The organism is Flavihumibacter sp. ZG627 (genome assembly GCF_000814325.1).
Classification (GTDB): domain Bacteria; phylum Bacteroidota; class Bacteroidia; order Chitinophagales; family Chitinophagaceae; genus Flavihumibacter.
Genome location: NZ_JPHF01000011.1, coordinates 112,278 through 129,227, shown reverse-complemented (window position 1 = coordinate 129,227; position 16,950 = coordinate 112,278). Strand labels below are relative to the sequence as shown.

The 16,950-nt window shown below is 40.5% G+C and carries 11 protein-coding genes; 3 read left to right on the top strand and 8 right to left on the bottom strand.

Going from position 1 to position 16,950, the window contains the following annotated elements; translation table 11 throughout:
- Positions 1–167: 167 nt before the first annotated feature.
- Entirely contained in the window at positions 168–1,007 is an 840-nt protein-coding gene (locus tag HY58_RS16985) for a diacylglycerol kinase family protein (protein ID WP_039134820.1), read from the top strand.
- A 62-nt stretch (positions 1,008–1,069) separates the two neighbouring features.
- Here the strand turns inward: HY58_RS16985 and HY58_RS16980 are convergent, their stop codons facing one another.
- The 6 genes from HY58_RS16980 to HY58_RS16955 form a co-directional block, all read right to left on the bottom strand.
- Positions 1,070–1,510 (bottom strand): RNA-binding protein, encoded by a 441-nt coding sequence (locus tag HY58_RS16980; protein WP_039134817.1) that lies wholly within the window; start codon positions 1,508–1,510, stop codon positions 1,070–1,072.
- Positions 1,511–1,767: 257 nt separating this feature from the next.
- Positions 1,768–2,214 (bottom strand): 50S ribosomal protein L9, encoded by a 447-nt coding sequence (gene rplI, locus HY58_RS16975; protein ID WP_039134814.1) that lies wholly within the window; start codon positions 2,212–2,214, stop codon positions 1,768–1,770.
- Positions 2,215–2,300: 86 nt separating this feature from the next.
- The gene (gene rpsR, locus HY58_RS16970) at positions 2,301–2,564 is read right to left on the bottom strand and encodes a 30S ribosomal protein S18 (protein ID WP_039134810.1); all 264 of its coding nucleotides are present in this window, start codon (positions 2,562–2,564) and stop codon (positions 2,301–2,303) included.
- A 2-nt stretch (positions 2,565–2,566) separates the two neighbouring features.
- A complete protein-coding gene (gene rpsF, locus HY58_RS16965; protein ID WP_039134867.1) occupies positions 2,567–2,920 on the bottom strand; it encodes a 30S ribosomal protein S6 in 354 nt (117 codons plus the stop codon).
- 115 nt (positions 2,921–3,035) lie between these two features.
- Positions 3,036–5,309 carry a BamA/TamA family outer membrane protein gene (locus tag HY58_RS16960; RefSeq protein WP_039134807.1) on the bottom strand — a complete coding sequence of 758 codons (2,274 nt, stop codon included), beginning with the start codon at positions 5,307–5,309 and terminating at the stop codon, positions 3,036–3,038.
- On the bottom strand, positions 5,306–10,216 hold the full coding sequence (locus HY58_RS16955) for a translocation/assembly module TamB domain-containing protein (protein WP_172644676.1): 4,911 nt from the start codon (positions 10,214–10,216) through the stop codon (positions 5,306–5,308). Before HY58_RS16955 ends, HY58_RS16960 begins: the two co-directional genes overlap by 4 nt.
- 260 nt (positions 10,217–10,476) lie before the next feature.
- Between HY58_RS16955 and htpG the strand changes: the two genes are divergently transcribed.
- Positions 10,477–12,318, top strand: a complete 1,842-nt coding sequence (gene htpG, locus HY58_RS16950) for a molecular chaperone HtpG (protein ID WP_039134864.1) — start codon at positions 10,477–10,479, stop codon at positions 12,316–12,318.
- 51 nt (positions 12,319–12,369) lie between these two features.
- On the opposite strand, the gene recJ is transcribed toward htpG, so the two are convergent.
- Both recJ and HY58_RS16940 read right to left on the bottom strand, forming a co-directional pair.
- The gene (recJ, locus tag HY58_RS16945) at positions 12,370–14,082 is read right to left on the bottom strand and encodes a single-stranded-DNA-specific exonuclease RecJ (RefSeq protein ID WP_039134802.1); all 1,713 of its coding nucleotides are present in this window, start codon (positions 14,080–14,082) and stop codon (positions 12,370–12,372) included.
- Positions 14,083–14,091: 9 nt separating this feature from the next.
- On the bottom strand, positions 14,092–15,054 hold the full coding sequence (locus HY58_RS16940; protein WP_039134799.1) for a polyprenyl synthetase family protein: 963 nt from the start codon (positions 15,052–15,054) through the stop codon (positions 14,092–14,094).
- A gap of 212 nt (positions 15,055–15,266) precedes the next feature.
- Between HY58_RS16940 and HY58_RS16935 the strand changes: the two genes are divergently transcribed.
- Positions 15,267–16,928 (top strand): OmpA family protein, encoded by a 1,662-nt coding sequence (locus tag HY58_RS16935; RefSeq protein WP_039134797.1) that lies wholly within the window; start codon positions 15,267–15,269, stop codon positions 16,926–16,928.
- Positions 16,929–16,950 lie beyond the last annotated feature (22 nt).

Genomic DNA, 16,950 nt, shown 5'->3' with positions numbered 1-16,950 from the left:
TAGGTGCCATATTTATTAAAGCCTCAACATTTATTTGTTGAGGCTTTTTTTTTGCTCATTCTTTATACTTGCTTTCTCTTTTTCTCTCCCAGTCCCTCTTCCTTGTTGCCATCAGTTTAATAATAACCGGATAAACTATTAACTCAAATCCGGTAATTTGTTGCTGTATGATTGCCATATTATTAAACCCATATGCAGGCAGGAGAAAATCAAAATCCATACTGGCAACTATTGAAAAAATACTGATAAATGAAGAAATCCCTTTTGCTTCTTTCATCGGTTCATGGCCAGCAGACTATTCAAAATACAACCAAGTATGGCTTATAGGAGGAGATGGAACCCTTAACTATTTTGTAAACAATTATGATTGTAGAAACATCCCCCTGGCATTATTTAAAGGCGGTACAGGGAATGATTTTGCATGGAAACTCTATGGCAACTGCAGCACATCAGAACAGGTACTGAAGATTCTTGCTGCTGAACCACGCGCGGTAGATGCTGGAATCTGTAATGGCAAATATTTTCTGAATACGTTGGGAATTGGCTTTGATGGACGCGTATTAAGCATGATGCATACTATCCGCTGGTTGGGTAATTTAGTCGGATACTATCTTGCCATAATCAGGATGATATTTTCATATCGGGAACCAGCATTTTCCATTACAAAAAATGGAGGCAAACCTGTAATACGAAAGTTGCTTTTATTATTACTGAGTAATTCATCAAGAACCGGTGGAGGATTCCTGGTTTCGCCGATGGCTGAACCTGATGATGGTCTGCTTGACCTGGTAACATGTGAACCATTAAATATTGTTCATCGGCTAAGGGTATTACCACTTATTCGAACAGGAAAGCATTTATCACTCCCATTTGTAAAGCATGAGCAGTTCACTGAAATGGTGGTCCAAACGGAAATTCAACAACTCGCCCAACTTGACGGTGAATTAATTTTTTCAAACAGGTTTGATTGCCATATTGTAAAGGATAAATTTCTGTTCTTATACTAAGGTCATAAAAAAAGGTCTGGCATATTGCCAGACCCGTATTTTTTGGTTGAATGTGCCAATGATTAATAATCACGACCGCCACCACCGTAACCACCACGGCTTCCACCGCCATAGCCGCCGCCGCTACCGCCACGGTTTCCACCGCCGCCATAACCACCGCCACCGCTACGGTTGCCACCGCCACCGCCATAGCCACCACGACTTCCGCCGCCGCCACCGCCGAAGCTCTTCTTCTTGAATCCACCACCACCACCGCCTTCGCGAGGTTGTGATTCGTTCACGACGATGCTACGACCTTGTACTTCGGTGCCGTGTAAAGCTGCGATCGCTGCGTTACCAGCTTCTGCATCTGACATTTCAACAAAACCAAAACCTTTTGAACGGTTGTTGTTGAATTTGTCTGTTACGATTTTTGCGGAAACTACTTCGCCATAAGGGGCAAACATTTCCAAGAGATCCTGCTCAGTCAGATCCCAACTGAGGTTGCCAACGTAAATGTTCATTTTCTAATTTTTTTTGAACCAATAAATAAACCCATAATGAAGCACAGTGAAACAAGAAACCAGATATACATTTACTTGGAAACGCTCTGGGAAGCATGCGCTACTGTAAAGATCATTAAGGAACCGTAACGAAGGTAATAAAATAGTTTTGAAACATACAAATACAAATAATATAAAAAAAGGGCCAAAATAAGATGTTGGACAAAATTTGCGTCCATTCCTTATTTTGGCCCGAGATATATTCTTTTAAGTAGCGATTACTCAGCAACTACTTCAAAGTCTAACTCTGTAGACTTGCCATTTCCGAAGTCAATGGTTGCCTTATACTGACCTAATTCCTTAACTTCATCAGCAATGGAGATCTTTTTACGGTCAATTTCATAACCCTTTTGCTCACGGATTGCTCTTGATATCTGTAGAGATGTTACACTTCCAAAGATCTTTCCGCTGGTACCTGTTTTGGCGCCCAATTTCAAAGGACCTTCCTGAAGTTTGGCAATCACGAGATTGATTTCAGCCAGCATCTTATCTTCTTTCTTCTTTTTAACCTTAAGCTTTTCTTGCATCTGCTTAAGATTTGAAGGAGAAGCCTCAATAGCCAATTTCTTGGGTATGAGATAGTTACGGGCATAACCGTTCTTTACAGCCACCAATTCATTGGCACCACCCAGGTTATCTACGTCTTGAATGAGAATTACTTGCATTGTGTTTTTTTTAAGTTCCCAGGCGCCCAGCGATTTACCGCTGTCTCCCGTATAAAACGGGGTTAGGGAGTGGTTACTTTATTTTTCTATTTCAAAAGATCGGTAACATAAGGCAGGATTGCCATTTGACGGGCCTTTTTAACGGCTTCCGAAACTTTTCTCTGGAATTTCAGACTGTTCCCGGTTAAACGACGTGGTAACATTTTACCTTGTTCATTCAGGAATTTCTTCAAAAATTCTCCGTCTTTGTAGTCAACATACTTGATACCGTACTTCTTGAAGCGACAAAATTTCTTTGCACGCTTTTCAGTCTTGATCGCGGTCAGGTACTTAATTTCATTCTTTGCCATGATTAAGCCTCCACTTTTTCGGTTCCGGTTGGTACGCCACTTTTTCTTTTAGCATTGTACTCCACGGCGTATTTGTCGAGTACAGTGAACATGTGACGCAGGACATTGTCGTCACGCAGAAGCTGGATTTTCAGCTTCTCATTGAAGTCGGATGGCGCCTTATATTCCATAACCCAGTATAAACCAGTGGTTTTTTTCTGGATGGGATACGCCAGTGATTTTAATCCCCAAGGATTAGAATTCACCACCTCGCCACCATTACTGGTAACCAGGTCACTGAATTTTTTCTGAGCTGCTTTGTAGTCCTCTTCGCTCAGAACAGGGGTAAAAATCACCATCAATTCGTAATTGTTCATGATCTGATTTGTGATTAAATAAATTAATTGGGGTGCAAAGGTAGGTATTAACATGCAAATTGCCTAAGAATGCATGTTCTTTTTTTGCGATAAGTGGCCGCCCGGTATGGCTATATCAGAAAGGATATCCGATGGCTATATTCAATACCATATTTTCCCTTCGCCATTCAGGAATTCCAGGATTAATTCTATCTATAACCCAACGATTTCCTTTTTCCAGCCATGGCTTTCTTAAAGGAAATGCAATGTCAAACCGTAAAATAAGTATTGATGCGTCAATTCTGACACCCACACCAGCACCTACTCCCAGTTCACTCAACATATTACCCAGCACCAGTTTACCTCCCGGCTTTTCGGGATTTTCTCGTTGTAGCCAGATGTTGCCCGCGTCTGCGAAAATAGCACCTTCAACAAGCTTGAGGAATTTCATCCTTAATTCGGTATTTACTTCCAATTTTATATCACCAGCCTCATTGGCAATATAAGAACTAAGTGGGCTTTGGTAGCTTCCCGGACCAAGTGTCCTGGCCCGGAATGCTCGTACACTATTACTTCCTCCAATAAAGTACTGCTTTACAAATGGAAGCGAGTTGCTGTTACCGTATGAATATCCATATCCCATGTAAATTCGGTTAGCCCATGTGATGACAGGGGTAAGTTTCTGATATTGCCTCGCTTCACCCGAAAGTCTAACATATTGGGAGAAACTGTTATTCAGTAATTGTTTATTCCGATTTGGTTCACTATGCACCAGTAGCCCCAATAGATTACCGGCCATATCAATATTTCCTAACAAATAGTAGGTACTTCTTTTGCCTGTAGGCTGTGTATTTTTTGTATAAGTATACTGGCTACCCACAATGAATTGCTTTTCTATGGATTGCCGCAGAGCCGGATCATTTATTAGTATCTGCTCAAATTCGGGTGTGGTATTTCCTGGCTGTACATAGGAAAACGAAAAAGGTATAAGGTGATGTTCTATAAACCTGCTTTGCCTCCATGTGTATCCCATCTGGAGTGTTATAGAATTCAGGTTGTAAAGTTTGGGCCGGCTTAAAAGCTCATAACCTGCGGTTATTCTTGTGCGTGGGATAAAAGCTGATCGGGGGTTTATTTTAAAAAATGGTATAACGAAACCCGGAAGACTCATAGCCATTTCTCCGTCTACACTATAACCATTTGTGTTCACCTGATTGGTTGTATTTGCACCAACCTGCCATTCAAAGCCAGCAGCGAGTTTAAATTCAAGACGATTAGCTCTCTTCATCCAGTTTCGGTTAAGAGTTGTGAGCTTAACCTGGGATCCAACAAAATTATTTGATTTACTATTGCCTGATAATTCCAGTTGCAAACCGAATTTGGGATATGGAGTCATATAAATCCGTGCATCCAGTATTGAACTGTCAAGGTTACTAGTGATATGTGTTTTGAGGAATTTAAAAGTTCCGAGACTCATCAATCTTTGAAGCGTAAAATTGTGTGCTCTTAAACGATAGAGACTATCTTCTCTAAGGAAAACTAATTTTTCAAATACTTTTGGTAAAAATAAACTGTCAGGGTCTGCCACCTTGTAATTTCCCATATCGATTGGTTCAACAACTGAATTGATACTGTCTTTTTCTAGCGTGTATGAAGGGTATAAGATTACATTCTTCATACGATGTGGGCGGGTGGCTGATTCAGGAATATTCTTTTTAATGGTAACATACAAATCAACCTGTTGCTTCTGAGTTGTGTCAACTTCAACCAGTAAATGATCAGCCATGAAATAATAAAATCCCTTTTCCTTTACCAATGAATTGATTCTTTCCCTTTCCGCTTTTATAATCTGAAGACTATATTGATCGCCGGGTTTCAGAAGGCTCGCGCCAGTTGTTGCACGAATGGCAATTCCAAGTTGACTGCTGTCTAATTCGTAAAACACAGATCGGATTGAATAACGCGGACCCTGATCTATTTTATATTCAATGATTGCTTTCTTTTTACCAGGAAATTTTATATCATGTGAAACACCTGCCTGGAAAAATCCATTGTCTTCAAGGTAGTACTCAAGTACCTCCGCTGTATATGTGGGTTGGGCCTTACTTAGTAATACAGGTGGCTCTCCCCATTTTTCTCTTAATAAATAATTCAACCCTTTACCTCTTGGTTTATTCCCCATGTTGTAAAACCATAGGCGTATAGGCATTCCAAGAAATCTTTTATTGGGGATAGGGCGAATTTTATCATTAAGCCCTGCTTCAAGGATACGATAATCGGAGGGCCGTTTTGTTTCCCAAATCAATTTGCTCCCTTTATAAAGCCGGTCACCTTCAGGAACACTACGTACAGTACTGCAACTGCTGAATACTATAGCCGATATCACTACTATAATTAGTGTTACTCTCATTTTCTATTGGCTGTTTCCTGTAATTTTTTTGTTTTCTTAAAAACCTCATTGAAGCGGTTATAATCCATTACCATCATAATAGATAATCCTGTTTCTATGATCTGACCTTCAAGGATCACATCCGTTTTATTGATCTGGTATGCCCTTAGTTTATATCGCCCATCCCGACTTATTTTATAATCGATTATCACATCTCCAATTAATGCGCTTGCTGCCTGAGGGTTGTTACCAAGAATTCCTACGTTAGATCCGATTGAAATATAAAGCCGTTCGTTAAGCAAACTTTTGCCGGCCGAAACACTTAAACTGGTAGACTCCTGCCGGGCACCAGTAACATAGTCTTCGCGGGTTTGGAGATCAAAATTCAGATCAATTCCCTTGATCATATTATCTGCAAGGTTATTAATCTGTTGTGATAGAATTTTACTTATACTTTGTTTGGCAGCAAAAGCAATACCACCATCGGACCGGTCATTAAATACTGCAAGGGGATTATCAGAAATAAATGTTTGGAGAACCAGCAATCCCATCACCTGCTTATTAATTTCTGAAGGGATATTGTTGATTTGTTTCAATCGGGTATAAACGCTTCCATTGAAAATATTCCGGTCTTTTTCAGGCATATCGAGCCTAAAGCTTATGGTCGGTTTTAAGAGTTCATCTTTTATATTCAAAAATATCTCAACAGGAATTCTTTGTTTATACTGCATGCGATTGGCAGTAGTACTTGTGAGCTGGTCTTCTACCAGGTCAATAGCTGGAGCATTTACTGTATGTTTTGCAGTGATATCCATTATTGCGCGCAGAAGATCACCGTTCCAGGTTATGCTGCTTCCTTTTTCAATAGAAAAGCTTCTCTTAATGAGCTGGTTTAAACTCATTTCATATTTGCCCGACTCAATCTCATACCTGCCTGTCATAGTGATATGATTTCCCTGGTCAATTGTAAGGTTCAGGCTGGTATTACCCTTGGCTTCAATAAAATCTCCATTAAACTTATCAACGACTAATCTGAGCGTGGAAGCAGGGGTGATCTCAATATTACCCGAGAACTCAAATCCTTTAAGCCTTGCTGGCGCAAGTGAAATAGTATCTTTTACAGTTATCAGGGAAGAGTCATCTATATTGTCTTTATCAACAAATATTATTACACCTTCCCGGTTTGCAATTCCTGGTTCTTCATCGGGTATTACGAAAGTAACTTCGGACTTGTCCCGCAATTTTACATTCATATCAACCTGCGGAAGGTCCATATTTCCAGTAATCCTGATTCTGCTGTCTATGAACGCGGGGCCATAAAAGATCTGATCGGTGTTTGCCTTAGGGCCCAGAGCCATAAAATTTTCCGCATCAACATCCAGGTCAAATTCAAAATCAGAATAATCCTTTGTCAGAACATAACCATTTATATTTACCATACCTCCCACACTGTCCTTCAATGTGAATTCCTGGAATCCCACGCCCAACTCATTAAAAAAGATCTCTTCGTTATCAATAGTAACCGGGGTATTTAAGAAACTTACCGTTGCTTTTGCCTGCATGAATTTCAGTGTGCCACGTACCTGAGGTGTCAGTATTGCGCCTGTAACGTTTAATTCGCCGGTGGTAATACCTGACATTGCTGTAACCTCACCCATTGTAAAAGCCTCTGCGGATGCAAGATTAAGGCTATTCAATATGATTGAAGCATCAATCTCCTTACCATACCTGGCTTTTATTACTACATCATTTTGGTTGCCAGCAAGATTTGCATCTATTCCATATACGCCATCTGCAGGTGTGGAGATCTTGGCATTTAAAATACCCATCATATGGTTTTTGATCTTCAGACTGTCAATTTTCACCTCACCATCGGCGATCACCGAACTGGCCAGGTTAGACAACCTTACTGTACCATTCAGAAATCCTGATATAAGTGCAGTATCGCGCTCCAATAAACCGCTGAAGGTTGAAAGTCGGAATTCATCAAAACTCAACTTAATTGGAGGAAGACCATTTTCGTTTGACGCAACAGTAGCGACTACGAGTTTCTGCGAATCTGAAACGAGTTGGAGATCAGCAGTAGCTAAACGATTATTTCTAATAGAGACAAAATTTGGCGTTCCTGTTTCAAAACTTGTTTTATTTAACAAGATTTCGGGAGCAAAATGAATATCGAAATCTCTTTTGGAAAGGAAAGCAATATCTCCACCAATCTGGTATTTCTTGGCGCCATTACGATCATCTAAAAGAAGCTCCCAATTAATAGTGCCGTTTGTACCACCTCCTTCTAACTTTGTTTTTCTCAGAGGAACTGTAGGATGTTCAAGACTGGCTATGCCGGCAAACATATGTACCGAATCTATATTGGTAACAAAAAGGACTTCAGTGCTGTCTACTGCCATTTCTCCATATCGGAAGAAAGGCTGCGTTGCCTGAACCATCAGGAGACTACTATCAGTATCGAGTTTTCCTTTTAATGTCAAAGGTTTTTTCATTTCGAGCAGAGGAAGCATTTTAGCCAGGTTTCTTGGCCAGGTGATTGAAGCATTTAATTCCATTTGCTGTTGGGAATCGACCGTGTCTGTTTTTTGTGATTCGAGTGGAAGAATATGTTTGTAAAGAATTTTGTTGATGACGGAGAATACATTTGTGTAATCATAATTCCCAACTGCAGTAGCCCACCCAAACGGACTCTCAAACCTAATATCCTGGATATAGTCTGCAGCTTTTGCCATAATACGAATACTATCGAGCGTATAAACTTCCCTGCCATCGGAAACCTGAAGATGGGTGGCAAAGAATTCTCCTTCCAACTGCCTTGGTTTCGTATTTCTAAGATCTATATCAAAATCACCCTTAAGCAATAATGGTGTTTTGCTGAAACCTAAAGCCTGCACATCAACCCTGTCCACCTTCATTTTTCCATTTATTGTAGGAAGACCATCAGTGATATTTCCTGAAAGATTGAAGCTTGCTGTAAGGTCGGGGTCGTTGCTTTTTACTTGCGCCGTATAATTGCCACCATCCAGCGTTGCATCAACCAAAATATTCTTATAATTATGTCCTTTATAAAAACCGCTTGTAATGAATACAGAAGTATTTGCCGTAAGGTTTTCAATATTGTATCCTTTTCCCTTTATTTTTCCATTGGCGATTATACGGCCCAGATAGCTGTCTCCAATTAATTTTCCCACATCCATATTAAGAGAGCTGATAAGAATATCATAATTACTATTCGCAGTATCAGTATAGTTTTTAAGGTTGCCACTAAATTCAGCAAAACCATAAGTGGTATTAAGTTTTATGGATGTGTTAGCATCGTTTAATCCGCCTGCAAAACGTCCCTTTATATTTATCACAGCCGGAAGGGAAACATTAGAAGGAATACTTTTATCCGGTAGCCATGCTCGCAGGGCATTGTTGCCAGTTGAAATATTTAAACCATTAAGATCAGCAAAGAGCAGATCTGGTTGCTGCAGGTTTTTTACCCTGCCATTGGCTGATAAACGGTTTCCAACATTATCTGAATAGGAAAAACCATTTAGTAAAAGATTATCCAGCGTTCCATTAATCTGTCCATTCACTACAATAGTTTTATCCCAAATTTTTCGGTAACGCCGATCATTCCGGAATTCAGGAACAAAGTAAAGTAGTTCGGATAGTTGCAATTTTGTGGAAAGCAGACTGGCCCTTATACCAAAACTGGAAGCAGCATAGTTTTTATCACTCCACGAAGGCACAGTTAACTGGACCATTCTTGCTATTCTGCTGCCCTTGGTTTCAAGGAAAAGATTATTTAGCCATATCTCTGAATCACTATATGAAAAATCTCCGTTAGCTCTCCTTATGGTAAAACCAGATTTTTCTATAAGTTCCAACTTCTGAATCCTGCCTGTAATGAGGGTATCTGTATAGGTCAGGTTGCGGATGATGGCGTTAAGTGGACTAAAATAAAAATTTGATGGTTCAAATGCATTTATATAACCTGACGGTTTTCCTTGGACATCCACAAAATTAAATTTTCCACCTCTCATATCCAGTACAGGTGATAATACTTTCCAGGATGCACCGGAAGCAGTACTTACAGAGTCTTTCCTTGCATCCCTGTGAACATATCCCGAGGGGTGATTTAATTCAATAAAGCCAGCATTAATCTCCTGCCGGTTAAGATCAAAAGAAAATAATCTGAATGATGCACGTGGCAAGTTCCATCCGGTTTTTATACCATTGCTTTCATCGTTATATTGAAAACTTGATTGTGCGATTAACAATGATTTTGAGTTTAGACGAAGGGCGCCTGCAACGGAGTCCACAGGTTCAAACAAAGGTTTCTGGGTGATATGTTTTTTTGTATAAAATCCATTTAGCTTCCCAATTTTTACCTCCCGCAAATCATAGATGCCAGTGGCAACATCCATCCTGTCAGTAATTACCAGGAGATCACCTATACTGATAACTGATGCAAGTCCCCCTTTCGTATCAAAGTAGCTGAGCTTAAGGTCTCTGAGCTTTAATTTTCCCACCTGAAACTGAAGAGAAGTTGAAGAACTGCTGTCAGATTGATCCACTACTTTACCCGTGGGTTTTTCGGCCAGACTGTCAATTATGAATTGATAACTTAATCTTTCATCTGGTAAAGTGTAAACATTTATCAACAGATTTTGCCAATCAATGTCATTTATAACCAAATTATTTTGTAATACCGGAGCAAGCTGAAATCGAATTCTTAATGTATCGCTGAAAGCCAATAAATTCTCTTGTTGGTCGAAGATGGTGAAAGTCTCCAGAGTCATTTGCGAGAAACCTGAAATCCGAAGTTTTCCTATGTTGACATTAGTACCCAGCTTTTTTTCCAGGAATTTTTCCGTTTTGATCTGCAGATATTGCTGAACGGGATTTGTTTGTAAAGCAAGAAGCCCGGTCAAAATGACCAGGAATAAAGCCAACAAGCTCCACAACACCCATTTAACCCATCGGGGCAGGCGTCCTGGATAAAGTTTTACTACTTTCAATTGATTATCTGAAGCTTATGAATTGAAAATACTATGCCGAATCTAACGAGCTTCCACTTAATGTCAGCTAAATATCAAAGGATTCTGACAAAATTGCTGTTTTTTGATGGTTGCAGGCCTATGGCACTTCATTTGATGCCCGGGTTATACCATTAACAGGTAAAATCGACTATATGCAAAAAGGTAGTATCAGAGTACAAACGGAGAATATTTTCCCCATTATTAAAAAATTTCTTTACAGTGAACATGATATATTCCTGAGGGAGCTTATAAGTAATGCAGTAGATGCCACCCAGAAATTAAAGACGCTTTCTTCTATAGGAGAAGCAAAAGGGGAGATAGGTGACCTTTCAATTTCAGTTACCCTTGACGCGACTGCCAAAACTTTGACGATCTCAGATAAGGGAGTCGGCATGACTTCGGAGGAAGTTGACAAATACATCAACCAGGTTGCTTTTTCGGGAGCCGAGGAATTTCTTAATAAATACAAAGGGCAGAACGAGAATAACATTATCGGCCATTTTGGACTGGGCTTTTATTCGTCTTTTATGGTGAGCGACAAAGTGGAGATTATAACAAAAAGTTTTAAGGATTCGCCAGCTGTAAAATGGGAATGTGATGGAAGTCCTGAATACCAGTTGGAAGAGACAACGAAAAATGAGCGGGGAACCGATATTGTGCTTTTTATAAATGAGGAGAGCAAAGAATTTCTTGAAGCAGAAAGGATTAAGAGCGTGCTGAACCGATTCTGCCGCTTCCTTCCCGTACCAATTTTCTTTGAAGGTGAGCAGATCAATAATCCTACTCCGGCCTGGACCCGCAAACCCTCCGAACTATCAACAGAAGACTACCAGAATTTTTATAAAGAGCTATATCCCTACAACGAAGCTCCTCTGTTTTGGATCCATCTCAATGTTGATTATCCATTTAATCTAACCGGTATTCTTTATTTTCCCCGTATCAAACAGAGTTTCGAAATCCAGAAAGATAAAATTCAGCTATATAGTAACCAGGTATTTGTAACTGATGAAGTAAAAGACATTGTTCCGGAGTTTTTGATGTTGCTGCAAGGCGTAATTGATAGTCCGGATATTCCACTGAATGTAAGCAGAAGTTATTTACAGGGCGACCCCAATGTGAGGAAGATTAATAACCATATAACCAAGAAGGTTGCTGATAAGCTTGAGGAAATCTTTAATAAGGATCGAAAGGAATTTGAGGAGAAATGGGAAAGTCTGGGCTTGTTTGTGAAATATGGAATGATGACGGATGATAAATTCCTGGAGAAAGCGGAAAAATTCCATGTGATGCAGGATGCTACCGACAATCATTTTTATACATTGGAAGAGTACAAGGCTTCAACTTCAGCATTGCAGAAAAATAAGGAAGGGAAGCAAGTCATACTTTATGCAACAGATAATATTCAACAAGATGCTTTCATTAAAGGAGCAACCAACAAGGGGTATAAGGTAGTTAAACTGGAAACAATTGTGGATGCAGCTTTCATCAATCAGATGGAAATGAAATGGAGTGATGTCCATTTTGTTAGAGTTGATGCAGATATTGCTGACAATCTGATTGATAAGCAGGAGAGCAGTGATTCTGTTTTGAATAAGGAGCAGGAAGAACAGTTGCGCAAATTGTTTGAACAGCAACCTGCAGGATTACATCTTACTGTTGAGGTAAAAGGCCTGAGTCCTGAAGCGCCACCAGTTGTGGCAACCAGACCTGAATTTATGCGACGTATGAAAGATATGGCAGCAGTCAGTGGTCCCATGGGCAGTTTTTATGCAAATATGCCGGATGAAGTGACGCTTACTATAAATGGTAATCATTCTATTTATCAACAGATACTAACACAGAATGATTCCGGTACACAGGAAAAATTGGTCCGTAATCTTGCAGATCTTGCATTATTATCACAAGGATTATTAAAAGGTGCGGCGTTGACAACTTTTATTGAAAGAAGCGTTGATTTGATGGCTAAGAAAGAAGTTGCCGGTACTGAAGTATAAACTGATATTGTTAAGTTGATATTTATTGATGAAGCTACCCTTAGGGTGGCTTCATTGATTTTCTGCCTTTCTCATATCGTAGACCCTCAATTGTAAATGTTTGTTCCCATTCCATTCATTTTCTTCGAGGGCAAAAACTATGTCTACATAATCGCCGCCGGCAAGGAGGGAAAATTTAGGGGCCATGCCAAATCCTATTCCATTAAAGATAATATTGCCCTGACTGACACTGAATTTTATATGTTGATCTTTAACTATTTTAGACCATCCGTTATCCTTCACATTTTTTGCCAGCCATAATGGTTTGGAATTATCCGGACCAAAGGGCTCCATTTGGCGAATAATATTGTAGAATGAGGGCTTTAAATCTGAAAATTTCACTTCCGCATCAATTATCATTTCGGGCACAAGCTGTTCCATACTTATTGATGCTGCTACCACTTCTTCGAATTTCTCACAAAAAGCACTGACCTGTTCAGGATGCAGTGTCATACCGGCAGCTGCAAAGTGACCACCATATCCAATCAGGTGATCACGGCATGCATGTATTGCTTCATATAGGTTAAATCCTGCAACACTTCTGGCACTCCCTGCAACAACGTCGCCACTTTGTGTTAGTACAACTGTAGGACGGTAATAGCGATCGATAAGACGTGACGCAACTATACCAACCACGCCTTTGTGCCAGTGAGGCTGGAAAACAAAGGTGGATTTTCTTTCTGATCTGCGGATATCCTTTTCAATCATTTCCAGTGCTTCAACAGTAATGGACAGATCCGCTTCCTTACGGTCGTCATTATGCGAATGAAGCATGTTGGCAAAAGCAGTTGCTTTTGCCTGGTCTTTTTCAATAAAGAGTTGTACTGCTAGCTTGGCATCATCCATCCGACCGGCTGCATTTACCCTGGGGGCTATTACAAAAATTAAATTATTAATCTGTAAGTTTTGATCACCCAGTTTGGCAAGATCAATGAGTGCCTTAATTCCCGGGGAAGGATTTTCATTTACACGTTTAAGACCGAAATGGGCCAAAACTCTATTCTCTCCTGTTATCGGAACTATGTCTGCAGCAATGGCTGTAACTACCAGGTCGAGGTAACGAAGGTAATATTCATCACTCATACTTAGTTGCTTGCAGAGGGCGCTGATTAATTTTAATCCCACACCAGCACCACAAAGTTCTTTATAAGGATAAGGGCAATCAATCTGTTTGGGGTTCAGTATTGCTATTGCGGGGGGTAGTATGGGGTCGGGCATGTGATGGTCACAAATAATAAATTCGATGCCCTGGTCCAATGCATACTTGATAAGGTCAGTTGATTTGATTCCGCAATCAAGTGAAATGATCAGTGATGTGCCACTATCATGAGCATGATCAATTCCTTTTTTTGAGACGCCATAACCTTCTTTATAACGATGTGGGATATAGTAATCGACCCGGTCTGATTCGTATACCTGCTGAAGAAACTGAAATACAGAAGCAACTGCTGTTGTGCCATCAACATCATAATCTCCGTAAACCATGATACGTTCCCTGTTTTGCATGGCAGCAATGATCCTATCCACTGCCTTTTGCATATCCTTCATTAAAAACGGGTCATGCATGTGAGAAAGCTCAGGCCTGAAAAACTCTTTTGCCGAGTTGAAATCAATAATTCCCCTTTGCACCAATAATTTGCAAATAGTGCTGTGTATCCCTAGTTTATCCTGAAGGTCGTTAATGAGGGTTGGATTCGCTTCCAACAATTTCCATCTCTTCTCCATGCCCGTGTTTTAGAATTTTCGGTCGGTAGTGAACCGTACAAGTTCCTCTAATGCGTTCCTGGTTTCGTTTTCCGGGAATTGGTACAATAAGGCCATTGCTTCATCCCGGTAAGTATTCATTTTTTCAGTGGCGTACCTGATTCCGCCGGCGTCAGTCACCATTCCTATGATTTCACGAACTTTTTTGGGGTTTTTGTTGTCATTTTTAATGACATTTATTATTCTACGGCGGGTGTTTTTATCAACCTGGTTGAGTGTATAAATTAAAGGTAAGGTAAGTTTCTTTTCCTTTATATCGTTTCCGGTCGGTTTGCCTACATCCGCAGTTCCATAATCGAAAAGATCATCCTTTATTTGAAAGGCAATGCCCACTTTCTCGCCAAAATTTCGCATTGTTTCTGCATGTGACTCATCTCCTTTTGCTGAAAATGCTCCAGCCGCACAGGCAGAAGCAAGCAGCGAAGCAGTTTTATTACTTATTATCTCAAAGTAAACCGGTTCCTCAAGATTTAAGGTGCGGGACTTTTCTATTTGCAGTAATTCACCTTCGCTCATTCTCCTTACTGCTTCTGATAGAAGTTGCAATACCCTGAAATCATTATTATCAAGGGAAAGCAAAAGTCCCTTAGCCAACAGATAATCCCCTATGAGAACAGAAACTTTAGCTTTCCACAGAGCATATGTAGAGAAAAAGCCCCGGCGCTCCATAGATTCATCAACCACATCATCATGTACGAGTGTGGCAGTATGGAGCAGTTCAACCAGGGAAGCTGCACGGTAAGTTGTTTCAGTAATGCCGCCGCAGAGCTTGGCCGTGAGTAATACGAACATTGGCCTGAGTTGTTTTCCTTTCCGCTTTACAATAAAGCTTGTAATCCGGTCCAGCATTGGGACCTTACTCTTGACAGCGTCCTTAAATCGGCTTTCGAACAGTTCCAGTTCTGCGTTTATTACTGATTGTGATAATTTCATGCTTGGGTATAACCCGGCCAAATTACTACAATGCCTTTCATTTCCAAGCAGCAAACCTAAGTTTAGGATGGTCTAATTATTGATTCTGTTGAGGTTAAATCAATTTTAGATATTGAAAATATTTGGTATTTACGTGCCAATTGATATTTTTGTGCTTATTTTGGAATAACGTATCCTGTCAATTCTTTAACCATTACTTATAAAATTCGATTATGTCAAGCAAAAAATACACTGCACTTCTTGGATTATTGTGCATGTTTGCGTCTAGCTCGTTTGCCCAGATTGGAACGAGTTATGATGTGCAAGACTCTTCTCTTATCCCCCGTAAAAGTTTACCCCAGCACAATGAGTTCATGAACAACACCTATCCTTTCCCTGCAAAACCACGTAACCAGTGGGAAGTAGGTTTGAAGGTAGGAGCTTTCGGTGTTAGTGGAGATGTACCTGCAGTTTGGCCACAACTTGGCTTTGGCGCTCATGTCAGGAAAGCACTTGGGTATGTTCTTTCTATGAGGTTGGAGTATAATTATGGAATTGGGAAGGGGCTTCACTGGTCTTCTGCTACCAACTACCAGAAAAACAATGCTTGGACAGACAATGGATATCTTCCCCGGCGGAGGGGCTCTGACGGGCAACTCACGGGAGGTGAGCAGATCTATTATAACTACAAAACGAATATTCAGGATCTGACACTCCAGGGTATCTTTACCTTAACAAACATTCGCTTTCATAAGGCAAAATCTAACCTGAACCTTTATGCTATTGCAGGTTTTGGTGGAATGATCTACGATACTAAGGTGAACGCTCTTAATGGAGATTCCAAATATGACTTTAGCGGTATTGATGGAGGTGTTTACAAAAATCGTAAGGATACAAAGAAAGCACTGCGTGACATGATGGATGATAGTTACGAAACAGATGCAGAGGGATATGATGATGCCCGTGCAAAAATCGGTGGTAAAACTTTCCGTCCTGTTTATAATGTGGGTTTCGGAATTGCTTACAAACTGAATGAGCGTTTCAACATTGCATTGGAGGAAAAAATCACTATGACCAAGGATGATCTTCTCGATGGTCAGCGTTGGCAGGAATCAGCCGCAGGTGATGCAGTTTTAACCCGGGATTACGATACTTATAATATGCTTTCCCTCGGTATCAATATGAATCTGGGTAGCAAGCGTACTGAGCCTTTATATTGGTTGAATCCTCTCGATTATGCTTACCAGGAACTCAATGCTCCAAAGCACATGAAGCTTCCAAAGCCAATTCTTGACGATGCTGATGGGGATGGTGTAACTGACCAGTTTGATCTTGAGCCAAATACTCCACAAGGAGCGCCTGTTGACAGTCATGGTGTAAGTAAGGATACAGATGGCGATGGTGTGCCTGACTTTAAAGATAAGGAACTCATTACACCAACACAATGTCAGCCTGTTGATGCTGATGGCATTGGTAAATGTCCGGAGCCTGCTTGTTGTAAAGAGCTGCGTGAAGGTGGTTTTGCACCGAAATCAGCTTGTAACATAGGTGATCTTCCAAGCATTAGTTTCACAGGACGTACCGTTACATTGAATAATGACGCTAAAGCTGTACTTGCAAGTGTTGCTGAGAAGATCAGGAACAACCCAAATTGTAAGATTGCGGTAATCGGATATGGTGAGTCAAGCAAGTCTGCACAGCAGCTAAGCTGGGATCGTGTAAATGCTGTGATTAACTATTTCGTAGAGAAAGAAGGTATTAGTGCTGACCGTTTCATCTTCAAATATGGCGAAGGTGGTGGAGATGCGAATACTGTAGATCTGCGAGATGGTACCACTGAAGAAGGACCAAATGCGGTACCTGCACCTCACCCGAACCTGAGAAGGAAAGGATAAAAGGTTAATTTTGAGATAATTA